Origin of the sequence: Aquabacterium humicola, assembly GCF_030167915.1 — a bacterium.
Lineage (GTDB): Bacteria > Pseudomonadota > Gammaproteobacteria > Burkholderiales > Burkholderiaceae_C > Pseudaquabacterium > Pseudaquabacterium humicola.
This window is the reverse complement of the sequence record NZ_JARGNB010000014.1, coordinates 1-23,920: the sequence shown is the minus strand read 5'-3', so window position 1 is coordinate 23,920 and position 23,920 is coordinate 1. Positions and strand designations below refer to the sequence as shown.

At 65.8% G+C, this 23,920-nt stretch carries 22 protein-coding genes and 2 pseudogenes; 4 read left to right on the top strand and 20 right to left on the bottom strand.

Features of this window, described 5'->3' with window-relative positions:
• Window positions 1-7: 7 nt before the first annotated feature.
• From fliP to P1K89_RS31880, 15 genes are all read right to left on the bottom strand, one after another.
• Window positions 8-763: a flagellar type III secretion system pore protein FliP gene (gene fliP, locus P1K89_RS31950; RefSeq protein WP_284620597.1), complete on the bottom strand. Its 756-nt coding sequence runs from the start codon at window positions 761-763 to the stop codon at window positions 8-10.
• A 24-nt stretch (window positions 764-787) separates the two neighbouring features.
• The gene (locus P1K89_RS31945) at window positions 788-1,126 is read right to left on the bottom strand and encodes a FliM/FliN family flagellar motor switch protein (RefSeq protein ID WP_284620596.1); all 339 of its coding nucleotides are present in this window, start codon (window positions 1,124-1,126) and stop codon (window positions 788-790) included.
• A gap of 16 nt (window positions 1,127-1,142) precedes the next feature.
• A complete protein-coding gene (locus P1K89_RS31940; RefSeq protein ID WP_284620595.1) occupies window positions 1,143-1,919 on the bottom strand; it encodes a FliM/FliN family flagellar motor switch protein in 777 nt (258 codons plus the stop codon).
• Complete coding sequence (locus tag P1K89_RS31935) at window positions 1,919-3,121, bottom strand: flagellar hook-basal body complex protein (protein ID WP_284620594.1); 1,203 nt, start codon at window positions 3,119-3,121, stop codon at window positions 1,919-1,921. The genes P1K89_RS31940 and P1K89_RS31935 overlap by 1 nt, the downstream gene beginning before the upstream one ends.
• 12 nt (window positions 3,122-3,133) lie before the next feature.
• Window positions 3,134-3,532, bottom strand: coding sequence for a flagellar hook capping FlgD N-terminal domain-containing protein (locus tag P1K89_RS31930; protein ID WP_284620593.1), 399 nt, complete (start codon window positions 3,530-3,532; stop codon window positions 3,134-3,136).
• Window positions 3,522-4,646, bottom strand: a complete 1,125-nt coding sequence (locus P1K89_RS31925) for a hypothetical protein (RefSeq protein ID WP_284620592.1) — start codon at window positions 4,644-4,646, stop codon at window positions 3,522-3,524. Before P1K89_RS31925 ends, P1K89_RS31930 begins: the two co-directional genes overlap by 11 nt.
• Window positions 4,643-5,122, bottom strand: a complete 480-nt coding sequence (locus P1K89_RS31920) for a hypothetical protein (RefSeq protein ID WP_284620591.1) — start codon at window positions 5,120-5,122, stop codon at window positions 4,643-4,645. The genes P1K89_RS31925 and P1K89_RS31920 overlap by 4 nt, the downstream gene beginning before the upstream one ends.
• A 5-nt stretch (window positions 5,123-5,127) precedes the next feature.
• Window positions 5,128-6,435, bottom strand: coding sequence for a FliI/YscN family ATPase (locus P1K89_RS31915; RefSeq protein ID WP_284620590.1), 1,308 nt, complete (start codon window positions 6,433-6,435; stop codon window positions 5,128-5,130).
• A complete protein-coding gene (locus tag P1K89_RS31910) occupies window positions 6,435-7,325 on the bottom strand; it encodes a FliH/SctL family protein (RefSeq protein ID WP_284620589.1) in 891 nt (296 codons plus the stop codon). The genes P1K89_RS31915 and P1K89_RS31910 overlap by 1 nt, the downstream gene beginning before the upstream one ends.
• Entirely contained in the window at window positions 7,316-7,864 is a 549-nt protein-coding gene (locus P1K89_RS31905; protein ID WP_284620588.1) for a hypothetical protein, read from the bottom strand. The genes P1K89_RS31910 and P1K89_RS31905 overlap by 10 nt, the downstream gene beginning before the upstream one ends.
• Window positions 7,864-9,345 carry a flagellar basal-body MS-ring/collar protein FliF gene (gene fliF, locus P1K89_RS31900; RefSeq protein ID WP_284620587.1) on the bottom strand — a complete coding sequence of 494 codons (1,482 nt, stop codon included), beginning with the start codon at window positions 9,343-9,345 and terminating at the stop codon, window positions 7,864-7,866. Before fliF ends, P1K89_RS31905 begins: the two co-directional genes overlap by 1 nt.
• Window positions 9,346-9,357: 12 nt before the next feature.
• Window positions 9,358-9,696 carry a flagellar hook-basal body complex protein FliE gene (gene fliE, locus P1K89_RS31895; protein ID WP_284620586.1) on the bottom strand — a complete coding sequence of 113 codons (339 nt, stop codon included), beginning with the start codon at window positions 9,694-9,696 and terminating at the stop codon, window positions 9,358-9,360.
• Window positions 9,693-10,133 carry a flagellar basal body rod protein FlgC gene (gene flgC, locus P1K89_RS31890; RefSeq protein ID WP_284620585.1) on the bottom strand — a complete coding sequence of 147 codons (441 nt, stop codon included), beginning with the start codon at window positions 10,131-10,133 and terminating at the stop codon, window positions 9,693-9,695. Before flgC ends, fliE begins: the two co-directional genes overlap by 4 nt.
• Window positions 10,134-10,135: 2 nt before the next feature.
• Window positions 10,136-10,510 (bottom strand): flagellar basal body rod protein FlgB, encoded by a 375-nt coding sequence (locus P1K89_RS31885; RefSeq protein ID WP_284620584.1) that lies wholly within the window; start codon window positions 10,508-10,510, stop codon window positions 10,136-10,138.
• Window positions 10,511-10,846: 336 nt separating this feature from the next.
• Window positions 10,847-12,958: an RICIN domain-containing protein gene (locus P1K89_RS31880; protein WP_284620583.1), complete on the bottom strand. Its 2,112-nt coding sequence runs from the start codon at window positions 12,956-12,958 to the stop codon at window positions 10,847-10,849.
• Between the two features lie 205 nt (window positions 12,959-13,163).
• Between P1K89_RS31880 and P1K89_RS31875 the strand changes: the two genes are divergently transcribed.
• Entirely contained in the window at window positions 13,164-14,336 is a 1,173-nt protein-coding gene (locus P1K89_RS31875) for a tetratricopeptide repeat protein (RefSeq protein WP_284620582.1), read from the top strand.
• A gap of 114 nt (window positions 14,337-14,450) precedes the next feature.
• Here the strand turns inward: P1K89_RS31875 and P1K89_RS31870 are convergent, their stop codons facing one another.
• Entirely contained in the window at window positions 14,451-15,329 is an 879-nt protein-coding gene (locus P1K89_RS31870) for an AraC family transcriptional regulator (RefSeq protein WP_284620581.1), read from the bottom strand.
• A gap of 278 nt (window positions 15,330-15,607) precedes the next feature.
• Between P1K89_RS31870 and P1K89_RS31865 the strand changes: the two genes are divergently transcribed.
• The gene (locus P1K89_RS31865) at window positions 15,608-19,156 is read left to right on the top strand and encodes a polymorphic toxin-type HINT domain-containing protein (RefSeq protein ID WP_284620580.1); all 3,549 of its coding nucleotides are present in this window, start codon (window positions 15,608-15,610) and stop codon (window positions 19,154-19,156) included.
• A gap of 495 nt (window positions 19,157-19,651) precedes the next feature.
• Here the strand turns inward: P1K89_RS31865 and P1K89_RS33410 are convergent, their stop codons facing one another.
• Window positions 19,652-19,867, bottom strand: a complete 216-nt coding sequence (locus P1K89_RS33410) for a transposase domain-containing protein (protein ID WP_439898064.1) — start codon at window positions 19,865-19,867, stop codon at window positions 19,652-19,654.
• Between P1K89_RS33410 and P1K89_RS31855 the strand changes: the two genes are divergently transcribed.
• Window positions 19,866-20,998, top strand: a protein-coding gene (locus P1K89_RS31855) for an IS3 family transposase (RefSeq protein WP_439898063.1) whose coding sequence is annotated in 2 segments (ribosomal slippage) — window positions 19,866-20,118 and window positions 20,118-20,998 — 1,134 coding nt in all. Because the reading frame shifts where the segments join, the coding sequence is not laid out codon by codon here. The two genes, P1K89_RS33410 and P1K89_RS31855, sit on opposite strands and share 2 nt — an antisense overlap.
• Before the next feature lie 145 nt (window positions 20,999-21,143).
• Here the strand turns inward: P1K89_RS31855 and P1K89_RS31850 are convergent.
• The 3 genes and pseudogenes from P1K89_RS31850 to P1K89_RS31840 all read right to left on the bottom strand — a co-directional run.
• A pseudogene (locus P1K89_RS31850) lies at window positions 21,144-22,195 on the bottom strand (IS66 family transposase); the annotation flags it as partial.
• Between the two features lie 75 nt (window positions 22,196-22,270).
• The gene (gene tnpB / locus P1K89_RS31845; protein WP_284620578.1) at window positions 22,271-22,621 is read right to left on the bottom strand and encodes an IS66 family insertion sequence element accessory protein TnpB; all 351 of its coding nucleotides are present in this window, start codon (window positions 22,619-22,621) and stop codon (window positions 22,271-22,273) included.
• Complete coding sequence (locus P1K89_RS31840; RefSeq protein ID WP_284620577.1) at window positions 22,597-22,857, bottom strand: hypothetical protein; 261 nt, start codon at window positions 22,855-22,857, stop codon at window positions 22,597-22,599. Before P1K89_RS31840 ends, tnpB begins: the two co-directional genes overlap by 25 nt.
• On the opposite strand from P1K89_RS31840, the pseudogene P1K89_RS31835 reads away from it, so the two are divergent.
• A pseudogene (locus P1K89_RS31835) lies at window positions 22,856-23,814 on the top strand (IS3 family transposase); the annotation flags it as partial. The gene P1K89_RS31840 and the pseudogene P1K89_RS31835 overlap by 2 nt on opposite strands.
• Between the last annotated feature and the right edge of the window lie 106 nt (window positions 23,815-23,920).

Sequence of the window (23,920 nt, the reverse complement as noted above, 5' to 3'; positions counted from 1 at the left end):
CGGCGCCCTAGCGGATCGTGCCCAGCAGCGAGCGCACCAGCAGGCTCCAGCCGTCGATCAGCACGAAAAGCAGGATCTTCATTGGCAGCGCCAGCGTCGCTGGCGGCACCATCATCATGCCGAGCGCCATCAACAGCGTCGCCACCAGCATGTCTATCAGCAGGAATGGCAGGAACACCGCGAACGCAATCTGGAAAGCGATGCGCAGCTCGGAAAGCATGAAGGCCGGGATCAGCTGCATGATCGGCGTCTCGGCAGCGTCGGCCGGCGGCTCCTTCCTGGACAACTCGGCCATGGTGGCCAGCTCCTCGGGACGGGTTTGCCTCAGCATGAATTCGCGCATGGGCTGGAGACCGGCAGCTATGCCCTTTTCGATGCTCATCCGGCCGCTCATCATCGGCTGCACCGCTTCGACATGGACCCGCTCGAAGACCGGCATCATCGTGAAGGCGGTCAGGAACAGCGACAGGCTGACCAGCACGGTGTTGGGCGGCGTGTCTTGCAGACCGAGCGCATGGCGCAACATGGACAGCACGATGCTGATGCGCACGAAGGACGTCATGCAAACCAGGATGCTCGGCGCCAGACTCAACACCGTGAGCGCCAGCGCCACCAGCAAGGTCGAGGAGACCTGCTCGCTTCCGCCCACGCCGCCGATTTGCACCGAGACACCGGGCAACTGCACCGAAGCCCTGTCCGCTGCGACCGCGAGCGCGGGCGCGCCGGCGAGCAGCCATGCGATCAGGCGGACGGGGACACGCATACGGAGCTCCGGCACGTGCGGCGATCAGCCGCGGCGCACGGTGTCGATGATGCGCACGGCGAAGTGCTCGCCCATGGCCATCAGCTCGCCACTGGCCACCACCTCGCCCTCAAGCAGGATCTGCAGCGGCGCGTTCACCTGCCCGTCGAGCTTCAGCACCTGCCCTTCGCGCAACGCCAGCAGCTCGCCGACGCTCAACGTCGTCTCGCCGGCCTTCACCTGCAGTTTGACGCTAATGTTCTTCACGACGCCGAGATTGCCGCCCAGCAACGAGCGCCCATCGGCGCGGTCATCGTCCATTTCCGAGTATTCGATCGCGGTGGGCAACATGGCTGCGGGCGCGAGGGCACGTTCATCGATCATGGTGATTCCTTCAAGGTCAGGCGAGGTGTTCGCCGGTCGAGACGAGGCGCACAGCCAGCTGCCTTCCACGCATGCCGACGAACGCCGAAAGAGGTGCGCTGCCGTCATCGAGCTGCAACGCCAGGGGTCGGTCGATGCGGGTCGAAAGCGGCAGGACGTCGCCGGGTCCGACCTGCGCGATCTCGCCGAGCGTCATCGCGATTTCGCCGACGGTCAGCGACATGCGCACACGCTGCGTGTCCAGGGCCTGCGTCAACGGCGTCAGCGGGCGCTCGCGCGACGGTTTCGGCGCGGGCATTGACGCTGCCGGAACCAGTGCTTTCAGCGAGCCGCCGTGCTCGGCGATGCGCAGCTCGACGATCGCCGTTCCCGCATGGCGCTCGAATGCCTGCGGGGAAGGGATCGTGCCGGGAGCGCCCGCCAGCTCAGCGAGCGCTCGCGACAAATCCCGCGACAGGGCGGTGGCCGCTTCGTACGCCACTTGACGTGCCGCCGGCGCAGCGTCGTGGGCATCCGGCAGCGGACCGAACAGGCTGCTCGCCACCGATGCGTATAGGTCGTTGTGCCTCTGGATGCGAACACCGGCCAGGGCGGCGTCTGCCGCGCCGTCCGCCCAGGCCGCGCCCTTGTCCTCGCGGGTTGCCGGCCGGCAGGAGACGCTGCCTGCTTGCTCGTCTGCGCCCCACTGCTCGCACCACGCGCGCCATGCAGCGGTCGCGTGCCTGCGGATCGTCTCGACCCTTTCCGCAGACAAGGGCCGGACGGCGTACGCGTCGGGGGTGACGGTGGCCATCAGCGGCCTCCGGCGGCACGAAGGAGCGCGTCGTTGAGCGTGCTCGTGGCCTGGATGACCTGGCTAGCCGACTGGTACATGCGCTGCGCGACGATGAGGTCCGAGAATTCCTGCGAGACGTCGACGTTGGAGCCCTCGAGCTGTCCCGCGGCGATCTCGCCGAACTCCTCGCCGGCCGTACCGTAGCGGACGCTGCCCCCGACGGCGACCTCGAATCGGCTGGAGCCGGTCTGTATCCAGTCCGAGGGACGTTCAGTCCGCGCCAGCGCCAGCATCGGTCCATCGGCCGATTCGCCGTTCGTGTACTTCAGCTGCAGCTTGCCGTCCTTGCCGAAGACAAGGTTGTCGAGCTGCAGGTTTCCGGTAGCCTGTCCGTCAGCCGATGGCGAGAGACTCGATGAGATCGCAGAGGACAAGGACTTCAGTCCCGTGAAGTCCACCTTCACGTTCATGGCGTCCTGACCTTCGGGCTTGTAGCTGAAGCTCATCTCGGAGGCCCCGTCGATCAACAGGCCGCCGCTCAGGAACTTCAGCTCGAAGGGCGGATTCGGCGAGCCGATGTCCTTGTCGTTCTCCAACACGGTCACCTTCCAGGCATTGCTGGTGGGTTGTCCCGTCGGAGCCGTCACCTTCGTGAAGGTGAGTGTCAGCGGATGCTTGCCGCCTGCGCTGTCGAAGATCGTCACGCCGACCGAGTACTTGTCGCTGGTCTGGCCCGTCCAAAGCGTGTTGCTGCCGGTCTTGTCGAAGGTGACTTTGGTCGTCGCCACACCGGGATCCGTAAGAAGCGATCCGACGGTGATGTCCTTCAGCACGCCGTTCTCCAGCGCCTGCACGGCGCTGCCATCACCCGCAACCAGCTTGTTGTCCTTCCATTCGAACGAACCGGCGCGGGTGTAGACGAGTTCGCCCTTGGCGTCCTTCAGCACGAAGAATCCAGCACCGAGCACGGCGAGATCGTTGCTGTTGCCGGTCGAGCTATAGCCGCCGGGCTTGGTGTTCAGCGACGCCACTGTCGCCATGACACCGCCATTCGCGGTTCTCGCGTGCGAGCCCGTGCCGGAGTCGAACAGGCTGGAAAATGACATGCGCGTGCCACGGTACCCGGCAGTGTTCATGTTAGCCAGGTTGCTGCTGGTGTTCTTGAGCGCAGTCGTCGACGCGACCAGCGCCGACGAGCAGAGGTTCAGGATGTCGTTCATGGCGTTTCCCGGCTACTGGATGTTGGCGATCTGCGACAGCGGAATGTCGACGAGCGGAGCGGTGCCGGGACTCGTCGGCGCGATGGACATCAGCGACTGCCCTCGATCGAACCGAATGCCGGTCACCGTGCCGCTAACGGGTGTGGTCGAGTTGCCGACGATCACGCCCACTTTGCGGCCGAGCAGCGTGATCGACTGCGTCGACAGATCCGTCGTCAGCATCTGGGACGTGTTCTGACTGATCTGCTGCGTCTGCTGCAGGTTGGTGAACTGCGCGATCTGCACCATGAAGTCCTGCGGGTTCTGCGGCGACAGCGGGTCCTGGATCGTCATCTGGGTGAGCAGCAGCTTCAGGAAGTCCTGCATCTGCAGGCTGCTGGTCGATTGCACCGTGGTCACTTCATTGGCCATGGCGAGTCCTTTCGTGGGCTGGGCGCCGATCGAATGGCGCGGTGCTGGAAACGCGGTCGGCGGACTCTTGGAACGAGTCCGACGTCAGTTCGATGCTTTCGTCCGCCCACGCGGCATAGGCCGTGGCGCCATTGATGGTGGCGGAGCGAAGGTTTAGGCCTGCGCTCCTGAATTCGGAGAGCAGGCGGCTGACGACGGCGGCATGCGCGGTGCCGGAAAGGCTGCCGTCGCGGATCGTGACGTGCACGCCGTCGACATCGCGGGTCACGTGCAGCGTCCGCTCCGGCAACGGTTCCGCATCCGCTTGCGTCGTCCTCGACGACACCGCTGCGGAGCGTTCCGCCGCGTCGCTCGCCGCGGCTGCAGGCATCCGTGCCGCGGGCATGCCGGCCGCACGCAAAGCCGCGCGAAGTTCTTGCACGGCGCGCGGCGCGACGGCGGCGTCCGCCTGACCCTCGGCCCGCATCGCGGCCCGAGCCTCGGCCGTCAGCGTCATGTCGCGCGTCTGCGGGTCGGGGCGATGGCCGTGACGCGCCGCGATCGGCGCGGACTGATGCACCACCTCGTCGGGCGCGTCCGCCGATGCTGCCCGGCCCTCGCCGATCGACGCGACCGATTCGAACGACGCGATGGGCGCGGATCGCGGCGCGACCTTGCCCGGCGCGTTCTCCGAGGAGTCGGGGACCTCGCCGCTCGACGCGCTCGACCGCACCCTTTGCTCGGGGTCCGCTGCATGGCCGGCCCGATGGAACGTCGCAGCGCCGTCGTCGTTCGCCCCGCCAGTTCCCGCACGGGCGGCGGGCACGTCCCGCCCGGCAACTGCACGATCGGGACCCGCCAATGCATCCTCGCGACCGCCTTGACCACGCGCGGCGGCGTCACTTGCGTCGACCTGCGGGGCGGACCGACCGGCAGGCGTGGCGTGCATGAGCGCAGGACGCCGGTCCTCGCTCGGCGCCGGTGTGCCGGCGTCTGCACCGTGCGGACGAACCGGTTGCGTCAGCATCGCCATTTCCATCTGTCTGAGCCACGCGTTGGTCGAGTTGTGCCTGTCGCGGGCCTGTCGTTGCATGCGCTCGTTCGCGGAACCGTCGAAGTCGGCGTCGATCTTCATGCGTTGCTCCTGGCATTCGAACGCGCGCGATGGCGGCCGCGAAGCCAGGCGTCGTCCGCCTCCTTGCCGGCCTGCACGTCGAGTCCCTTCAGGTGCTCCTGCCATTGCTCGTCGCGGTGCCGCTCGATGCCATCGTTGAAGCGCTGCATGCGGGTGGTCCGCTCGGCGATCTCGCGCTGCCGGTCCTCGATGCGCCCCCTGTCCCGCTCGGCCGACTCGAGCCGGCGCGACAGCAGCCCGAGGTAGGCCCGCCGCATCGACTGCACTTCGGCCGCCATGGCGTCGCTCGGCGCCGAGACGGTCCGCGACGCATCGAACTGGCTGCGTACTTCATCCGTTAGGCGTTCGACAACGACCTGCACTTCATCAAGGGCGCGATTGCAATCGGCCAAGCGAACCTGCATCTCGGCAAGCTCCCACTCGCCCTTGACCCGCAGGGGTTCCAGCGCGTACCTGAATCCACGTTTCGCGGACATTTCGATCAGCTCCTTTCTTTCACGACCAGCGCTTCGAGCGCCGCCATGGCCTGGCCACCGCCGATGCGTTCGTCTTCGTGCTGCCGCAGGAATCGGCTGACGCCCGGTGCCAACCGGATCGCGGCATCGATCTCGGGATTGCTGCCCGCACGGTAGGCACCGATGTCGATCATTTGCTGGTTGCGCTGGTACAGCGACATTGCCTCGAACGCCTGGTAGACCAGCTCGCGCCGCGGCTTGGGGACCAGCTCGCTGAACAGACGGCTTGCGCTCTGCAGGACGTCGATGGCCGGGTAGTGGCCCTGCTGGGCCAACTGGCGCGTGAGCACGATGTGCCCGTCCAGCGTGGCCCGCAGCAGATCGGAGATCGGCTCGTTGAAGTCGTCGCCCTCGACCAGCACCGTGAACAGCGCCGTGATGGCGCCGCTCTCCGCCGTGCCGCAACGCTCGCACAGCTCAGGCAGCTCGGCGAAGACCGACGGCGTGTAGCCCCGCGATGTCGGTGGTTCGCCGGCGGTCAGGCCGATCTCCCGCTTTGCCATCGCGAAGCGCGTCACCGAGTCCATCGTCAGCAGCACGTGCCGGCCCTGGTCGCGGAACCATTCCGCGATGGCGGTGGCCGCATAGGCGGCGCGCGCGCGCGCTAGCGCCGGCTGGTCCGAGGTCGCCACGACGACCACCGAGCGTGCGAGCCCGGTGGCGCCCAGATGCCTGTCGATGAACTCGCGCACCTCGCGCCCGCGCTCGCCGATGAGCGCGATGACGTTGACATCGGCGGTGGAGTGGCGCGACACCATGCCGAGCAGCGTGCTCTTGCCGACGCCGCTGCCGGCAAAGATGCCCACGCGCTGGCCGCGGCCCAGGGTCAGCATGGTGTCGATGGCGCGGACCCCGCATTCCATCGCTTCGCGGATGGGCGGCCTGGCCATCGGATTCAGCGGTGCGGCCTTCAGGGGCTGCAGGGCCCGCGTCGCGGGACGCAGCCCGCCATCCAGCGGTTCGCCGAAGGCGTCGATCACACGCCCGAGCAGCGCCTCGCCGACTCCGACTTCGGGCAGGTGCCCCGTCGCCACCACTTCGCAGCCCGGTCCGATCCCGTGCACGTGGCCGTAGGGCATCAGTGTGACGCGGCCGTCGCGAAACCCCACCACCTCGGCCCGCAGGGCCCGGCCCCGGCGCGGTCGCAGCTCGCAAACCTCACCGACGATCGACTCGGGACCATGCGACTCGATGCTGAGCCCGGCCAGCTGGCGCACGTAGCCGATGCGGCTCACCAGGTCCGCATTGGCGATCGAATCGAGGTAAGGCTGCATCACGCGACGCCCCACTTCATGCTGAAGACCTTGGGCGCAGGCTTGCCGGCCGCAGACTCGGACACCGGTGGCTTCTGCGGCGTCGGCCCTGCCGTGGGTTCCACGCGCACTTCGGCGGCCGGCACCGGTGCGGTCGACAGCCTTGGCGCTTGCGTCGGCAGCGACTTCGCAGTGAGACGCGCCGTGGCATCGGCTTCGGCCGCGGAACGGGTCCGCGCGTCCTGCAACAGCCCGAGCACCTGGCGCAGCTGCTCGTCCAGCCGGGCACGGAACTCGCCGGCGGCGGACTCCACCACGCAGCCGCCGCAGGCGAGCGACGCGTCGGCGCACCACTCTAGCGATTCACCGGGTCGATGCGCCTGCGGATGATCGTTCAGCAGCGCAAGGTCCTGCGGATTCACACGCACGCGGATGCCGCGCGGCTCGGCCACGCGCTCGATCACGTTGCGCACGTGGGCCGCGACGCCTTCGGCCGTCACGAGGTGGTCGCCCACCAGCTTGCACAGCGCTTCGAAGGCGATGCAGACGATGTCGTCCTCCGCCTGCTGCAGTGCTGCGGCGCGAGCACGGGCGAGTTCATCGGCCAGGTCGCACAGCCGTTCGGCCGCTGCCTGCAGGGCTTCGCGACCTTCGGTGCCACCGCGCTTCAGGCCTTCCGCACGGCCCTCTTCGATGCCGCGTTCGAAGCCTGCCCGGCGTCCTTGCTCGACACCTTCCGCATGCCCGCGCTCGATGGCCCGTTGCAGTGCTTCGTCGATCGGATCGGTCGCTTCCGCGACGTCCGCACCGACCTGCGGCTCCATGGCGTCGACGCCGGCTTCGGCCAGCGGCCGGGTCGGGACCAGCGTCTTGCCCGTGGCGGAGGAAGGGACACGAAGGATCAGCGCCACAGACGGCTCCAGCGCGCGATGAGCATGCGCGGGTCGCGCCCCCGAGACGGCGTCTGCTCCGGCGCCACGGGGACGGGTCGCTGTTGCTCCACCTCGGCGAGCCGGGGCGCGACCGCCCGCAATGCGGCATCTGCCAGCGCTGCGGATGGGCGGGCATGGGCCTCGATGGCCGTGCGCAGCTGCAACGGAAGCAACGCAAGGCATTCGTCGCGCCACGCGAAGGGTCCCAGGGACAGCACGGCCGCAGTCAGGCCGGCAGGCTCGCCGCCCAGCACCGCATGCATCGACGCCGCGCTGGCACGGCGCAGGCGCTCGATCGGAGTCTGCGCCGCGGCCGCTTCGTGCCCGTCCGCCGCGGCGGCGGGTGCCGCGGCAGGTGCGCCCTGCAAGGTCTCACGAGGAATGCCGAGCGATTCGAGCTCGTCCAGCAATGCCTGAAGCGGCTCTCGCTGGCCGGCGGCGAGCTGAGTCAACACCCAGGCCCGATCGTCGGCGCTCGCGGCATGCAGGGCCAGGGCGGCGCGGTGTTGGTCGTTCATCACGTCCTCTTCGCAGCGCCGTCGGCGCGCTCGCGCAACCATCCCTGGACGTCGCGCAGCAGCGCTTCGCGGTTGCCGACGGCCGGGGACGGCGGCGGCTGCTTGCTCCGCTTGCGAAGCATCCACGCGAACGCCAGCATCACGGCGATCAGCAGTACCACGGTTGCCGTGCCGGCGGTCCGCATCGTGGCGTCGAAGTCCTGACCCGCTGGCTTCGCGGGCGGCCGGAGCTTCGGCAGCAGCAGCGCGTCGTCCTGGGCATCGACCGCGTGCGCGTCGCCCGATGACGAGGCGCCGGTCTGCGCCCCCGATTCACCAGCGCCGAGAATCTGGTCGATCGAGTGGATCGCCATCGTGTCGCCGCGCATCCGATTGAAGCCGACCGACGCCGCCACGATCTCTTTCAGCCGCTCCGTCTGTCGCTGGTCCAGCGGGCGCTTGACGACCACGGCCACGTTGATGCGACTGATGCCACCCGGAACCGAGACGATCTGCTCGACGCGGCGCCCGACCTGGTAGTGCACGTCGCGGGTCCGCCCGCCGCTCGGCGGTTCGGGCGACAGCGCACCCGACGGATCGCGCGGCGTGCCGGTTTCCATCTGCCGCACGACCACGCCCGCCGGGTGGCCCTGCGAGGAATTGGCCGGCAGCACGCTCTCGGTCGTCACGCGGGTCTGGTCCTGGTTGAGCACGACGTCGATGCGGGCGATGCTCAGCCCGGCGCCGAAGGTCTCGTCCAGCACGTCGCGCAGCTTGCGGCCCAGGTATTCCTCGACCTCGCGCTTGCCGTCGAATCCGCTTGCGCCAGTCGGTGCGCCCTCTGTGCCACCCCCTTCGGACGTCAGCGCCAGACCGCGCTGATCGAGCACGGTGACGTCTTCGGGCCTTACGTCGGGCACCGACGCCGCGACCAGCCGCTGGATGCCTCGGGTCTGCTCGCGCGAGAGATGGCGCCCCGGCTTCAAGGTCAGGGTCACCGACGCCTTGGCCCGTGCGGCGGCCCCCGCTCGCCGGAACAGCCCCTGCTCCGGCAGCGCCAGATGCACGCGGGTGGCCTGCACCTCGTCCAGCGCGCCGATCGTGCGCGTCAGCTCGCCTTGCAGCGCGCGCTGGTAGTTGACCTTCTGCGCGAAGTCGGTCATGCCGACCTCGTTGTTGTTGAAGAGCTCGAAACCGACGCCACCCTGCAGCGGCAGCTCGGCGCCGGCCAGCTTCAGCCTGACCTTGTGCACTTGCTCGTCGGGCACGAGGATCGTGCTGCCGTCGCCGTCGAGCCGGTAGCCGATCTTGTCCTTTTCCAGCGCCGCGACGATCGCCGCGGAATCGCGGTTCGACAGCCCGCTGAACAGCACTCCGTACGAAGTGCGCGTCACCCAGTAGACACCGGTGACGGCCGTTGCCGCGATCGCGATGCAACCGACCACGAATCCGACGCGGGCAGGACGGCCCAGCGCGGCCCAGAATTCGCCAACCTTGTTCACTGCCGACTCCTACTAGACCTGCATCCGCAGCAGCTCGGAATACGCATCGACCAGGCGATTGCGGACCTGCAGCACCAATTGCAGCGAGAGCTTGGCATCTTCCAGCGTCATCATCACCTGGTGAAGGTTCACCGGTTCGCCGGAGGCCAGGTCCTGCAGGCTGCGATCCGCTTCGACCAGCTTCGCGTTGAGCGCGCCGAGCTGCTCGCCGAACAGGCGACCGAAGCCATCGTTCGTCGGTACGGCCGCGGTGCCCGCGACGACCTCGCCGCCATCCCACGGTGCCTGGGGGGCGGCCAACGTCGGCATCTGCAGTGCCGGCAGGAAGGCGACGGGTTCGATTCCGTTCACTTACCGCTCCCGATTTCGAGGGCCTTCAGCGCCATCGCCTTGGCGGCGTTCATCGCCACCACGTTGGCCTGGTAGCTGCGCAGGGCCGAGTTGAGCGTCACCATCTCGCTGACATGGTCGACACCCGGGAAGGCCACCATGCCGTTCGCGTCGGCATGCGGATGCCCCGGGTCATGCACCATGCGCGGCGGGCTGTCCACGAGCTCCAGTCGCACGCCGTGCACGCCCAGCGCGGCAACGCCTGGCGACTGCTGGCCGAAAGCTGCGGCGAACGACGTGGACGGCGTCGCGGCGACGACGCGCAGCGGGCGATAGCGCGCCCCGTCGGGGCCGGTCGTCGCATGCATGTTCGCCAGGTTCGCGGCGGCTGCATCCAGGCGCTGTTTCTCGAAGTTCATGCCCGTGGCGCTGATAGCGAAAGCCTCGCGGTAGTCCATGTTCAACGCTTCCCGTCGTTGATCGCGCTCGAGCGCAGATCCAAGTAGTGCCCCAGCGAGCGCACGAGCGCCTGGTAATGCAGGGCGTTCTGCGACAACCGCGCAGCCTCCTGGTCCAGCCCGGCCACCCCCTTCGCGGAGCCGCCGTCCCAGATGACCTGCGGCCGCATCGCGCGCAGCTGCTCGAGGTTCGGGGTCGTGCCCGACTGCAGCTGGCTACGAATGGCGGTCAGCCGGTCTTCGAACTCGACGCGGCCGAGCGGGGCACCGGTGTTCGCGACGGCGATGTTGTGGGCGCCAACCTGCTGGCGCATCGCCGCGGCGTCCAGTGCCAGCGACACAAGTGTCATCGTCGTCGCTTCGATCGGCTGGGTCATGCGATCGTCTCCGTCGTTCGGTTGAAGACGACTCTAGGGGGCCGTGGTTTCAGGTCAGTTGTTCTCACCGGGCAGCCGTGTTTCATTTGCTCCGGCCCGAGGGATTCACCCGAGCCACGCCGGCGCCAAAGGCAGGAGGGAAGCCAACTGCGGATCTGCACAGGCAGACGCAACACCGCCGCCAAAGATGGCGGCGGCAATCGTGCGGTTGACCAACAACCTGGCGCGCCCTTCAACGGCGCGCCATGGTTGCGTGGAGCGTCAACCCTCGTCGGGCATGGCTATGCGTCGCACCGGGCACGTCCAGGCAGTAAGCCCGGTGGCGTCGCCGCTGCGTCACTTCACGTTCAAGCGGTTGCGCTCGGCGCGCTCCCACATCTGCGCGAACCGCTCGGCGGAGTGCATGAACTGGTTCCGTTCCGCTCCCGTCATGCCGGCTGACGTCCAGCTCCGCACATAGTCGGGCAACAGTCCGTAATGCGCTACACCATGAACGTTAATGTCCCACGCGGCAACCCCGGTCACGGTCAGGCCTCCGTCGACGGCGGCATTGGCATCGGGCCCCGGCAGCGGCCACAGTCCGTTGGCATCGGTTCCCAATCCGATTCCGGCATTGGCACCGACGACCTGGCGCAGCCTGCGGAAACTCGCGACGAAGTTCGAGGCCTTGCCGCCATGGCCAAGGCCGATCATGCCGCCGAGCCTGGCGATCTTGACGTACTGCGCGTCGCTGAGATCGCGCTCGGTCCCGGAACTCCCGCGCTGATGGTTGTGGCCGGAATTGACCGGGTAGTCCACCGACGCAGCCAGGTCGAGGGCCTCGTTGGCCGTCCGGTCCGACATGTGATCGATGTCGATCAGAAGGCCCATGCGCATCATCTCGCGCAGCGTCGCGTTGCCCAGCGCCGTCAGACCACGCTTGTTCGCATGGCCTGCGCAGGCCGGCGGTTGCGGCGGAGACTGGAACGGATCCATGCCGAGCTTGACGGCCTTGGCCGCGGCCAGTGCGGCATCGAAGCCATCGACGACGAACTTGTAGCCGATCCCGCTGCCCTCCGGCGCACAGCCGATCTCCCAGAAGCGTCCGTTCTGGTGAACATTCGATAGGTTGAATAGCGGCTCGTAGATGGCCGTGCCGCCGAACTTGTTGTCGATCAGGTGCACCGGGAACACGTAGCGAACGCCCTTGTCCCAGAGTCGCTGCAGTTCAGCCTTGACCGGCGCCATCGAGATCGCGGAGGCGGAGTCGGCGTTCACCACAGAATTGGTGTGGAAGTTGCCGATGTTGTCAGTCTCGGTCCCGAGCACGATGGCTAGCTTGCCCTTGGAGACGATAGTCCGCAACTCGGCGGGCGAGCGCGCGATCTCCATAAAGTCCGTGTGTCGCGCCACCATGGCCTTCATCTCGTCGATCTGCACGTCGGCCGACGACACGTCGTCTGCGTTGATGTCGCCGGGGCCCATGACCGCATGCGCAAGCGTCGCGTTGTTCACTGCCAACGCCACCATCACGCGCAAGCCCCCCTGCTGAGCGCGACGAAGCCAGTCGATCCACATTACTTGGTGCGTTACGTCCTTCGACGATGGCCAGCCGGCGAAGAACGGATAGCCACGGGCGCCCTCTTCGTGGTGCTTGCTCTGCGCGCCGAGCTCGCTCTCGAGCGTCCGGACGATCGCCTTGCGCAGATCGTCGCCACAGGTGTTGTCAAAGCCCCAACCGCCATGCGTCGCGCGGTCGCTGGGTAAGGCCTCACCGATCGTCGTCGGACGTTCGTAGTGGCGACAGCCATTGCCCGATGGGATGGCCGGCATCAGCGTGCCGACGTCCGGCGCGCCGTGGATCAGTTTGCCACCAAAGGCCAGATGGGACATCGGATGGGTGTGCAGGTCGGCGAAGCCGGACAGCGCAGTGCCTGCTCCGGCGCTTTCCAGCAGCCAGCGCTGCGCAGCAGCGGACGTGGCACTCCACATCCAGACCGGCGTTCCGTTCGTACTGCCGCCGGACTTGGGCGTCAGATACGTTCCCAGATGCGAGCGGATGCGGTAGCCGCCATCCTGCAGAGGCTCGAGCCTCCATCGCTGTGCATCGCCTCCGTTGAAGTCCCACAGGTGCGTCAGCGTGCCGTTCGCGCCGCTGCCCCAGCGCACGTCCAGATAGCGCCCCAACTCGGACTTGATGTATACGTAGCCCGGCGTGGCGGCCGGCACGATCTCCCAGATCTGGTTCGGACGCGGAAGCACCCTGTCCCAGAGCTGAGTCGTGCTGCCGGCGGTCGGGTCGGCATTGACGACCTCCAGGTAGCGCCCCGCCGCCGCCGACTTTATGAAGTACTTCCCCGGAATCCCGGGCAGCTCGGCCTGTGCGTTTGCGATTGTCGGGGAAAGCCAAGCCGATGCCGCCAGAATCAACAGGCAGCGGCGCGACGCGTTCATCAGATTGCGGGTCATACTTCAGACTCCTGGGGTCGCCAAATCGATTCAGAATGCCCAATCGCCGACATGGTGGTCTTGACCTGATGCGCCAGCAACAACGCTGAATGGCCGCGTTTCAAGAGCATCAACGGAGCCACCCAACTCGGGGCTGAACTCCACGACGAAACGCCGGATGACCTCGGGGAAGTGGCCTTGCAGCCGCGACTCAAGGAGCGCCCCGATGTCCGTCGAACCCGATCTCAGCCAGGCGATCCAGCGCCGTGAGCGTTGGTTGGCTCTGGAGCCAGACAATGCGTTCCTGCGCGTGGATCTCGGCGATCTGTACCACCAGGCCGGTCGCTTCGGCGACGCGATGCGCTGTCTGGATCAGGTGCTAAACGATGAGCCGGACCACGCTGTGGCGCTCGGCCGCAAGGCCTCGGTGCTTCTCTCGCAGCATCGTTTTGAAGAGGCCGAGGCCGTGCTGCGCCCGCTGATCGACCACGCGACGCCCGACCCGGCCCTGCTCCACAACCTCGGGTTGAGCCTGGCCATGCAGCAGCGCTGGGATGAAGCCCGTCATTGCTTCGCCGACGCCTCCGGCCGCGGACTGGTGCACGCGGCCAACTTCCGCCGCTGGATCGAAGCGCTTCGGCATCTGGGCCGCATGAACGAGGCGATCGAGGTCGCCCATCAGTGGGTGCAGTCGGCCAAGACCGAGGTCGATGCACAAGGCAGCCGCGGCTGCCTGGCTCGGTTGCACTTCGACGACGGCGACGCGCAAACCGCCGGCCGCATTGCCGATTCCGTCCTCTCCGCCGCGCCGAATGACGGCGAGGCCCATGCGATAGCCGGGTTTGCAGCAGTCGAACGGCAGGAGGTCGAGCGCGCCCGCGCCCACTTCAACGCGTCACTGCAGCGTCGCCCGGACGATGCGCTCGCCTGGCAGGGAATCGGCCTGCTGCACCTGTACGCCCAGGAACACGAGCAGGCGAGAGAAGCCTTCGAGCGCGTGCAGCGGCTGGACCCCGGCAACCTCGGCAATCGCGTCGCACTCGGCTGGGTGATGCTGATGACGAAGGATGTCGCCGGGGCCGAGAAGGTGTTCAACGAAGCCTTGCTCGTGAATCGCACGTTCGGCGAATCACACGGCGGCCTGGCGTCCGTCCGTGCGCTTCAGGGCAACGCTGCCGAGGCCGAGCACGAGATCAAAGTGGCCCGCAAGCTCGATCCTGCCGGATTCAGCGCCGATTTCGCCCAGGCTGTTCTGTGGGGGATGGCGGGGCGCCAACAGGAGGCTGCACAGCTCGTCAAGAACCTGCTGGAAAGGGCGCCGGGCCGACACGGACTGCTCCCGCTGGTGCAGCAGTTGCGCCACTATATCGGCACACGCAGCACCCAAAGCCTGCATTGACGATCGCGCCGCACCGCACGTAGTCCGCCTGTCCGACCCGACCTGACGGGCCGGCCTCCGATTCGCACGCCTCTATGAAGGCGTATGGCCATGGACACCGCGACATCCGACTGCTCAGCGGTCGCCCAGCCAGTCCTCCGGCAGGTCGTATGCCCACTCGTTCGGACTTGGCACCCGCAGACGCTCTCGCAGGACCTCCGGCGGGTGTCCGGTAAACGATCTGAATTCGCGCGCCATGTGCGACGTATCGGCGAAGCCGGCGCGCAATGCCAGCGGCCCGAACCTTTCACGGCTGGGCGGCCTGCCTGCCCTTGCCAACGCGCGAAGCTGTCGTAGCGCCAGCTGCAGCCGCGCCAGCCGCAATACGAGCTTGGGCGACATGCCCAGCGCGTCGATGACACGCCGGTTCAGCTGCCTTTCGCTTAGGCCGGCTCGCTGCGCGAGCTCATGCACCGACATCATCGGCAGCAAGTGCATCAAGTGCTCCACCAACGTGGCGACCGAACCTCGCGGTCGTGGCGCGCATAGCAGCCGCCGTTCGAGCAACTGGTTGAGCACGGCGATCTGTCGCGCCAGGGAGGGCTGCTCGGCCATTCGCTCGCAAAGCTCCAGGGAGTCGGCGCGCGTGAGTACGGCGTCGACAGGAACCCAGCGGTCCGTGAGCTCGTCAGCAGGGACTTGGACGACTTCTGCGATCCGGCCGGGCTTGAACAACACGTTGGTCGTCTCCGGCCAGTCGACCAGGGCTCGCGAGGCCGGCTGGGTCATCGCTCCAGAAATGATGGCCCCAGTGATGACTTCGCCCGTCGGATCGCCCAGATGCCCGCGATGCACGATGGTCAGTGCCGCGTACATGTTCGCCGGATAGATGATCGTCGGCACTACAGCAGCGGCCACAACTTCATCGCTGATCTGTCGGCGGCGAACGACGTAGCCGAGGACATGCTCGGCCAGCGCATGCGATGGGGGAAGGAAAAGGATCTGATAAGCCACTTCATGCAATCGACTGGGCTACAAGTTCCCGCGGCCCGGTTCAGTCCGAAGCGCACGAGGGCAGCTCTTCTAGTTGTCGGCGATCGCCGCCGGTCGTTCAGTGCCCAAACAACCAGCCGAGCGCTTGTTGCCGTGGCGGGAAAATCTGTCTGCCTTGCTTTGGTGGCAATTGTTCTGTTACCGAAACGAATATTTCGGCCGCAGGGGCCATCGCAGCCGCCGGCGAAGGCATCAGAGCGCCAAGTTGGGCCCAAAGACCGGATGGGACGATGCCGGGCATGCGCAGCATTCACGCCCCGTCCGATTCTTTCATGTCTGCCCTTTACGCCTGTTTCAAACCTTCGGACATCTTCTGTGTGACGTTCTTCACATTGATAACAGGGGTGACCACCATGGGTGCACTGCGAAGAGGCGGCTTTCCGTCCGCTGGAACCAGCATCGATAAGGCTAGCGCCATCGTCATGGCCATTCGAGCGGGCAGCGACACAGGCCTCGCCGACGAAACTCGAAGCGCGCCGCGCCGCATCACGTCACCTACAGGACAGGCGCACGCGCCGGCGTCAAATGCGGTCGAGAAGGCTCGACGGCCGTTGATCGACGGCAAACGCGCGCGACAGATCACCATGCCGGCGGAACAGCCTGGCCAGCGCGTCAAGCCTATCGAGCAGATCCAGGTTGGCGACATGGTCTGGTCATGGGACGACGTCGCCGGCAAGACCGTCAAGCGGCGCGTCGTACAGCTGTTCAGGCGGCAAGATCGCCCGGTACTGAAAGTGGTGTGCGGGGTCGATTCGGGCGCCGTGCAGGCGATCGAGGCGACGACGGAGCATCCGTTCTGGGTCAAAGGGAAGGGGTGGACCCCAGCGCACCAGTTGAGGGCGGGAGAGCTGCTGCGGCGGATCACTGGTGAAGGTGAACTGCGGGTCATCGAGGTGATTGACACAGGGCGCAAGACCGATGTCTTCAACTTTGAGGTCGATGGGCTGCACAACTACTTCGTCGGCAGAGAAGGCGTGCTGGTCCACAACGAGTCGGAGCTGGCAACCGCCAAGGTGATTCGCGTGGGTGAACGCATGCTCGATCCCGACTCGGGCCTTGACCAGATCATCGCGGCCCGCGCCAGGGAAGCGCTCGGCTCACCGATCAAGCATGATCTGGACAATCTGGCGCCGACCGACGTTCGCGTCGGGAAGTTCAAGTCGGGCGGCGTTATTGGAGATGAATTCCTGGTATTCAACCTCGACGATCGATCGCCGCTCGGGCCACTGGCGGAAGTGACAGAAGCCAGGCGCCTCGCCGCGCATGACGTGCCGTGGATAGAACCCACCAGCGTTCACGTCTCGGCGGACGGGCTTAGAGCCGGATACAAGATGGAAATGGGCCACGGCGGAGTCGTCAAGCTGAAGGACCTCGTGGTCGCGCTGATCCAAGAGAAGGCCATTCCCAAGACAGGGATCGGCGAGGAAGACATAGCTCTTCAGGCAACGATGGAGGTCGCAGCGGCGGTGATGAAAGGCCCCGAAGAGCTTGCAGGACTGATTCGCGAACATCGAGACGTGTTGAGCACCAAGTTTCCGCAGATCGACGCGGGCGTCATTCCGTTCGCCTACGCATTGGAGAATCTCGTCCTCAACCACGGCATTGCGGTTGTCGATGCGCAGGGCATTGCTGTCAAACCATCGAACGCAGTGGACCCCTCAACTGGAACAACGGCCACCGTGTCATTCAAGGGCCTGGATGCAGCCCTGACGGTAGGCCGGAACGACAAGGTGATCATGGACCTCGTGCCGGATCCGGGAGGCCTCGGTCCATCGACGCACCAGCCGGCTGAGTATGATCTTTTACCCGCGAATCATGCATCATGGGGAATGCACAATCTTCTCTTCGCGTATTCGTTGCGCGAGATTGCGATGGCGCACATGGAGGGTCAGCCCCCCAAACGAAGTGTCAGCCTCAGCGGCGAGCCTTTGGCCAGGGTTGGAGTAAGTGCGAAAGATTCGCGTTACGTGCCAGCAGACGGGTTGGAGCGAGTCCCGCCAGCGCTTCTCGAACGGATGCGCGCAGACGCCGTGGCCGTTCTACCCTACTATCCTGAGAGCCACCCAAGGGCGGAGCTGCCGATAACGAACAACTGCACTGCAAACGTCATTGCTGTTGATGCAGCACGCGCGGGACACGGATATGGCGAGGCGGTGGCGCTTAGCAACCGCGATGGCCTGGGTGCACCTCCTTTCGTTGCAAAACACGGCGGCGATCATCCCTCGCAGTTTCGTGTCTATGAATCTGTCTTCGCTGAAAGCAATGGTGGTGCTTCCTGGCTGCATGGCTTGAGTGGCCCGGCCGAGGTAAGCGCAATTGCGCAGACTTGGGGCGATGGAGCTCGCGGAATCGTCCACGCTGGCAACGAACTCGGTGGCGGCCACTTCTACAATGTTGAAGTAGTAAATGGAATTGTCGTGCCGATAGATGGCACCCGCGGCACTGTTGGAGTTTGGACCCTCGGCGATACAGGGCTTTCCATACTGAGGACAGGCGGTGGTCGTGAGTTAGGACGGATCGACCAATCGGCAGTGCCCGGGGCATATGTGCGCCGGGCTGGTTCACTGATCTCCGGGCCTAGTCTCGGGGTGACGGTCGGCGCCTCCCCGATCAGTGAAACTTCCGTCCTGCGCACGGTGGTAGATGCACCGGCCACGGTCGCCCACGAACCACCATCAAGCGCGAGAGTTCGAATTCTTGCGGATGCGCTAGACGTGACTCCCGCTCTACTCAAGAGAGCGTTGGTGCGACGCGACGACATTGACGCGTGGTACGACGCTGAGCCGAGCAGGATAAGACAGGCCTTTGAGCCTTCGCTCGAGCACGCCCGGAAGCTGAACCAGGACACTTGGGAGGCGAAGCAACAGGCCTCTCCGCTGCTTCGACGGATGAGCCCGAACGAAATCGCGCCTGTCGAGCCTGAGATCGAGGGCGCGCCTGTGGCGCTTCGCACGAACCAGTTGGTGAGCTTTGGCATTGGGGCGGGCCAAGACCCTATCGTTCAGAAAGGCGGGGTAACCATACATGTGCCGAGCGCCTTGAGTCGGAATCTCAGTCGCAACATCGAAGTGGCGGTAGGACAAATGGAACTCGCCGCCAAACTTGGAGCCGGACAACTGGTCAACCTCAGGCATGCCGAGGCAGCCAGCCGTGCGTTCGAAAAGGCCGCTCATCAACTGCCCCCGGATGTCTTGAAAAGTGCTCAATACTTGCACAGCATTCTTGGCGACGATTCTGGAATGATCGCCCACATGGGAACATTAGCAACCGCGGCCGGCATCAGAATGGGTCAGTTGGGCAACCGCTGGACTGCCGCGAAAAGGCTCTTCGATGCGGGCTACATCACTCCAACCGTGTTCGATGGAGTTCTCCTGGATCGGGCGAAGGCGAAAGGTCTTTCGGTTGTCTCCCTCGACGCCAGAGACTACGGAAGTGCAGAGTTCCTGGGAATTATTCAAAGCGGAAGAGTGCCTGTCGACCCAGGTCTCATTACATCTACGCCGGGAGTCGATCACGGAATTAGAAGCCACCTGCTTCAAGCGGAGCGAACTGCGCCGAGCAAAGAACTTCTCTATTGGTACGGCAGGAACGCCGAGGCCACGAATTCGGATCCGACATATGTCTCGCCCCGCAATGGCTTCCAGATCGCCTTGTCGCTGTGGGAAGTATCCTGGGACGCAAACGTAGCCAGAACATTCCACAATCCCCATTACTTGAACGACCAAGTGAAGTTGCTACCCTTTTCGAATCCACTCGACTCTATCCAATGGTCGACTGGCGTACGGTGAAAGCTCTTATGTGAATAGCACAGCCGCTTCGCATCGCTCGGTAGTCGGCCTTGCAAAAGGCCGCTACCCCGTATGAACGCTGGCTGCGGACGGTGATTGCCGATGGCAGGAACTCCCGGAAATCGCTCAAATGGCACACGATCTCTGAGATGTTTGGAGAGCGCCGCCGATGCCAACCGACGACTTCTTCCGTGCCTGACTGGACTCGATGATCGACATGCGGCACTCGCTGGCGGTGCAACATCACCGCCGAATGGGGGCGCGCAGCGCATGACTGGAAGGCCGCGATGAGTCAATCGCGATCCTCTACGCTGACCGCTTCACGCGAGCCCCCGCGCAAGATGACGACCGACTTGCCCACCGCGTCGGTCGGTTCGTCGCAAGCGCCGACCGCCGCCATGGACAAACCCCCCCGCCCCTGTCGCCCCGATAGAACCTGAGCCTTTGGCTCTTGTTCTGTAAGCGCTCCTCCAGACACGTCCCTTGCGGACGTGTCTATTTAGCGGTAGGAGGCATGAGCCGCCAGGGCAGCAAGGCTTCATGGTCGTCGGCGGTCTTGGTCTTGGGCAGCTCGACCAGAAGCGCTGCGAGGTATCGGTAGCCATCGATGCCGTTGGCAGAGCCGGCCGCGCGAATCTGAACACGGCGAAAGGTGGAACGGCTGCTCCGATGGGCGAGGATAGAGCCCGAGACGAAGGAGCAGAAGGACATGAGCAGGAGACCGCGGCGCAACCACTCGCCGGCGTTCAAGGCCAAGGTGGCGCTCGAGGCGCTGGCCGATGGCAAGACCATCGCCGAGATCGCGCAGAAGCACGATGTGCATCCGAACCAGGTGACCGAGTGGCGCCGGCAGTTGATGGAGCGTGCCGCCGGCGTGTTCGGGGGCGCGGTAGCGCCTGAGACAGCGCCGGTGGACCTGAAGGCGCTGCACGCCAAGATCGGACAGCTGACGCTGGAGAACGATTTTTTGGAAGGCGCGCTCAGCAAGGCCGGATTGCTGAGCGCAAAGCGATGATCGATCGAGAGCACGATCTGCCGCTCAAGCGTCAGGCCGAGTTGCTGGGCATCAGCCGAGGCTCGGTGTACTACCTCCCGGAGCCGGTACCCGAAGCGGAGTTTGCGTTGATGCGGCGCATCGACGAACTGCACCTGGAACACCCGTTTGCTGGGAGTCGCATGCTGCGGGACCTGTTGCGGCTGCAGGGCTTCGATGTCGGGCGTCGGCATGTGGGCACGCTGATGCGGCGCATGGGCATCCAGGCGCTGTACCGCAAGCCCAACACGAGCAAGAAGCACCCGGCCCATCCGGTATTCCCGTACGCGCTGCGAGGGCTGGCCATCGAGCGGGCGAACCAGGTCTGGGCCCTGGACATAACCTACGTGCCGATGGCGCGCGGCTGGGTGTATCTGGTCGTCGTGCTGGACTGGCACAGCCGCCGAGTGCTGGCGCACCGGGTGTCGATCACGATGGAGGCCGACTTCTGCGTGGAGGCCTTGCGCGAAGCGGCAGCGCGCTGGGGCTCGCCGGATATCGTCAACACGGATCAGGGCAGTCAGTTCAGCAGTGCCGAGTTCGTCGCCGAGGTCCGCCGCATCGGCGCGCGCCAAAGTATGGACGGCCGGGGCTGCTGGCGCGACAACGTGTTCGTCGAGCGACTGTGGCGCAGCGTGAAATACGAGGACGTGTACCTGAAGGCCTACGACGGCGTCAGCGCGGCGCGGCGAAGCCTGGCCACGTACTTCGAGTTCTACAACGCGCGCCGGCCGCACCAGAGCCATGACGGACGCACGCCGGACATGGTCTACTTCAACGCGCTGCCGTCGATGCAGGTCGCGGCCTGATGGGTTGAACCATGAGTACATGGCTCAACCGGGGCGCCTCCGGCGGCCTGGCGGGGGCCCGGGATTGAAGAAGTTCAAACGTTCAAACCGCAGCCAATCCACTTATCTCAGGACGCTGCGTGTTCAAGCGGGCGGAGCCGGCTCTGGCCGCGCATGTCTGCAGCAACGAGTACAGGTTCGCGCTCGCGTTGGCGCCGGCCACTGTGTCGGCGAACAGCCAATTGCGCCGCCCGACGACAAATGGCCTGATGCTGTTTTCACAGGCGTTGTTGTCGATCGGCAAGCTGCCGTCGTCCACGTAGCGCTTGATCTTCGCCCACTGCGACGACAGGTAGTGCAGCGCCTTGCCGAGCAGGCTGCCCGGTAGGGTTCGTAGCCATCGCTCATCAGCACCGCGCCCAAGCGCATCCCGGCATACAACCTCTTGGCCGTCTGCAGGCTGCGGCTCGGCGCATACGCGAAGAGCCGGATCGGCGGTCCGGTGCCGTCCTTGCCGGAGCCATTGGTCATCTGCACCCACATGTAGCTTTTCGCCTGGGCGCTGCGGCCGGCTTCCTTGAGCACCTGGACCTCTGTCTCGTCGCCATACACGATCGGCGAGTCAAGCAGCATGTCGCGCAGCAGGTTGATCACCGGCTGCGTCGCCTGGCCGCTGCGCACGACCGTGGCGGCCAGGGTGTTGCGCGAGACGTCGGTGCCGCCGAAGCGACCCAGCAGCGCGGCCTGCCGGTACAGCGGCAGCCCGTCCAGGTACTTGGAGCTGATCACCCAGGCGATCGCGTTCTCGGTGAACAGGCCTTTGGGGATGACCTGCGGGGGCCTGGGCGCCAGGCGCATGCCCCCGTCGCAGCAAGGGCATGCGTACTTCACCCGCTCATGGCGGATGACGCGCACCTGCTGCGGGATGATGTCGTACTGCTCGCTGGTCTCGACGCCGATCTCGCGCAGCACGGCGCCGTCGTGCGGGCAGACCCGCTCGCCCTCGGGCAGCTCGTGGCGCTCCTTCTGGTGCGTGCCACCGACCTCGCTACTGGCGCCGAACAGCCGCCGCGTGAACCTGTTCAGCTGTTCCTGGAGCAGGTCGCGTTCGGTGCGCACCACGCGCAGTTCGCCGGCCAGCTTCTCGCTGCGCTGCGTGGCCTCAGCCAGCGCCTGCTGCAGGGCGGCGAACTCGTCGGCGGTGGGCATGCGAACCATCGGGGCAGATTCTTGCCCGACGAGGACCCGCCCACCACTCGTGTTCTCCGCACTGAACCGGCTCGGCCGACCTCGTCAGGCAACGCGATCGTACAGACGCTTCGGATGCCGCTGGACAACGCCGATGTCGATGCCCTCGAGCAACCAGTGCAGCTGCTCCACCGTCAGCGTCGGCGCGGCAGTTTCGCTCGGCCAGATGAAGCGGTCCTGCTCGAGGCGCTTCAATAACAGCCAAAAGCCGTTTCGGTCCCAGCCGAGGATCTTCACCCGGTTGCGTTGTCGGTTGCTGAAGACGTACGCGCACGCAGCGAACGGGTTCAGCCCGAGCGCCTGTTCCACCAGCGCGGCCAGGCCGTTGATGCTCAGTCGGAAGTCCACCGGCGCTCGGTGCAGGTAGACCTTCAACCCTTCGTCGAGACGGAACACCGCAGGCTCCCGAGCGCTTCGATCATCTGGCAAGCCTGCGTGGAGTCGCAACCGCGCAGGTCGATGACGACGCCGTTTGGCAGGCGCACTTGCACCGACATCGTCGGCGTCGGTGTCATCGCCACCTCGATCGGCACCGGCACGAACGCCGTCTGCACCGGAGCCGATGACCTGCTTCCCTCCAGCCGTACCAGTCTGAGGTAGAGGAGTCCGCCGATCAGGAGAATGGCGGACATGAAGAAGAGCAAGTTCAGCGAGGAACAGATCATCGGGTTCCTCAAGCAGGCCGAGGCCGGGATGGCCGTGGCGGAGATCTGCCGCAAGGGCGGGTTCTCGGACGCGACGTTCTACAAGTGGCGTGCGAAGTTCGGGGGCATGGAGGCGTCGGACGCACGGCGGCTGCGCGAGCTGGAGGAGGAGAACTCCAGGCTCAAGAAGCTGCTGGCCGAGGCGCACCTGGACATGCACGCGCTGAAGAGCGTTCTTGGGGTAAAGCGATAGCCCCACAGGCCAAGCGCGAGGCGATCGGGCGTCTGGTGCGCGAGCATGGACTGTCGGAGCGCCGAGCGTGCCGGCTTGTGGGGCTGAGCCGAGACAGCTACCGACATCCACCGAAACCGAGCGCGCAGGAAGAGGCGCTGAAGCGCGAGATCGTTGCCGTCGCTCACCAGCGAAGGCGATTCGGCTACAGACGGGTTCACGACATGGTCAGGCGTAGGTTTCCTGGGGTGAACCACAAGCGCGTGTACCGCTTGTACCGGGCGGCCAACCTGGCGGTAAAGAAACGCCGCAAGGTGCGCCGGCCGCCGTCGGAGCGCCTGCCGCTGAGCGTGGCCACGCGGGTCAACGAGGTGTGGAGCATGGACTTCGTCAGCGACAGCCTGGCCAACGGGCGGCGCCTGAAGTGCCTGACGGTGGCCGATGATTTCACCCACGAGGCCATCGATATCGCGGTGGACTTTGGCATCAGCGGGCAGTACGTGATCCGGCTTCTGGACCAGGCCGCGCGATTTCGCGGCTACCCGAAGGCAGTGCGTACCGACAACGGCCCGGAGTTCACCTGCCGCGCCTTCATCGCATGGACCCAGGCTCACGGCATCGAGCATCTGCTGATCGAGCCCGGCAGGCCCATGCAGAACGGCTACATCGAGAGCTTCAACGGGCGGTTCAGGGGTAAGCGATCGAGCAACCACGTCCTTGATTCCCGCGAAGGCAACTGAGAGCCTACGAACCCATGTACCTTACGTGGGATCGTTATGTCAGAGGCTTTCGATACTGAGGACCTGGCCAAGCGACTGG

Excerpts from the sequence above, each read along its gene's own strand:
- fliP (WP_284620597.1), bottom strand. The coding sequence starts at position 763 with ATGCGTGTCCCCGTCCGCCTGATCGCATGGCTGCTCGCCGGCGCGCCC.
- P1K89_RS31945 (WP_284620596.1), bottom strand. The coding sequence starts at position 1,126 with ATGATCGATGAACGTGCCCTCGCGCCCGCAGCCATGTTGCCCACCGCG.
- P1K89_RS31940 (WP_284620595.1), bottom strand. The coding sequence starts at position 1,919 with ATGGCCACCGTCACCCCCGACGCGTACGCCGTCCGGCCCTTGTCTGCG.
- P1K89_RS31935 (WP_284620594.1), bottom strand. The coding sequence starts at position 3,121 with ATGAACGACATCCTGAACCTCTGCTCGTCGGCGCTGGTCGCGTCGACG.
- P1K89_RS31930 (WP_284620593.1), bottom strand. The coding sequence starts at position 3,532 with ATGGCCAATGAAGTGACCACGGTGCAATCGACCAGCAGCCTGCAGATG.
- P1K89_RS31925 (WP_284620592.1), bottom strand. The coding sequence starts at position 4,646 with ATGAAGATCGACGCCGACTTCGACGGTTCCGCGAACGAGCGCATGCAA.
- P1K89_RS31920 (WP_284620591.1), bottom strand. The coding sequence starts at position 5,122 with ATGTCCGCGAAACGTGGATTCAGGTACGCGCTGGAACCCCTGCGGGTC.
- P1K89_RS31915 (WP_284620590.1), bottom strand. The coding sequence starts at position 6,435 with ATGCAGCCTTACCTCGATTCGATCGCCAATGCGGACCTGGTGAGCCGC.
- P1K89_RS31905 (WP_284620588.1), bottom strand. The coding sequence starts at position 7,864 with ATGAACGACCAACACCGCGCCGCCCTGGCCCTGCATGCCGCGAGCGCC.
- flgC (WP_284620585.1), bottom strand. The coding sequence starts at position 10,133 with ATGGACTACCGCGAGGCTTTCGCTATCAGCGCCACGGGCATGAACTTC.
- P1K89_RS31885 (WP_284620584.1), bottom strand. The coding sequence starts at position 10,510 with ATGACCCAGCCGATCGAAGCGACGACGATGACACTTGTGTCGCTGGCA.
- P1K89_RS31880 (WP_284620583.1), bottom strand. The coding sequence starts at position 12,958 with ATGACCCGCAATCTGATGAACGCGTCGCGCCGCTGCCTGTTGATTCTG.
- P1K89_RS31875 (WP_284620582.1), top strand. The coding sequence starts at position 13,164 with ATGTCCGTCGAACCCGATCTCAGCCAGGCGATCCAGCGCCGTGAGCGT.
- P1K89_RS31865 (WP_284620580.1), top strand. The coding sequence starts at position 15,608 with ATGCGCAGCATTCACGCCCCGTCCGATTCTTTCATGTCTGCCCTTTAC.
- P1K89_RS33410 (WP_439898064.1), bottom strand. The coding sequence starts at position 19,867 with ATGTCCTTCTGCTCCTTCGTCTCGGGCTCTATCCTCGCCCATCGGAGC.
- P1K89_RS31840 (WP_284620577.1), bottom strand. The coding sequence starts at position 22,857 with ATGTCCGCCATTCTCCTGATCGGCGGACTCCTCTACCTCAGACTGGTA.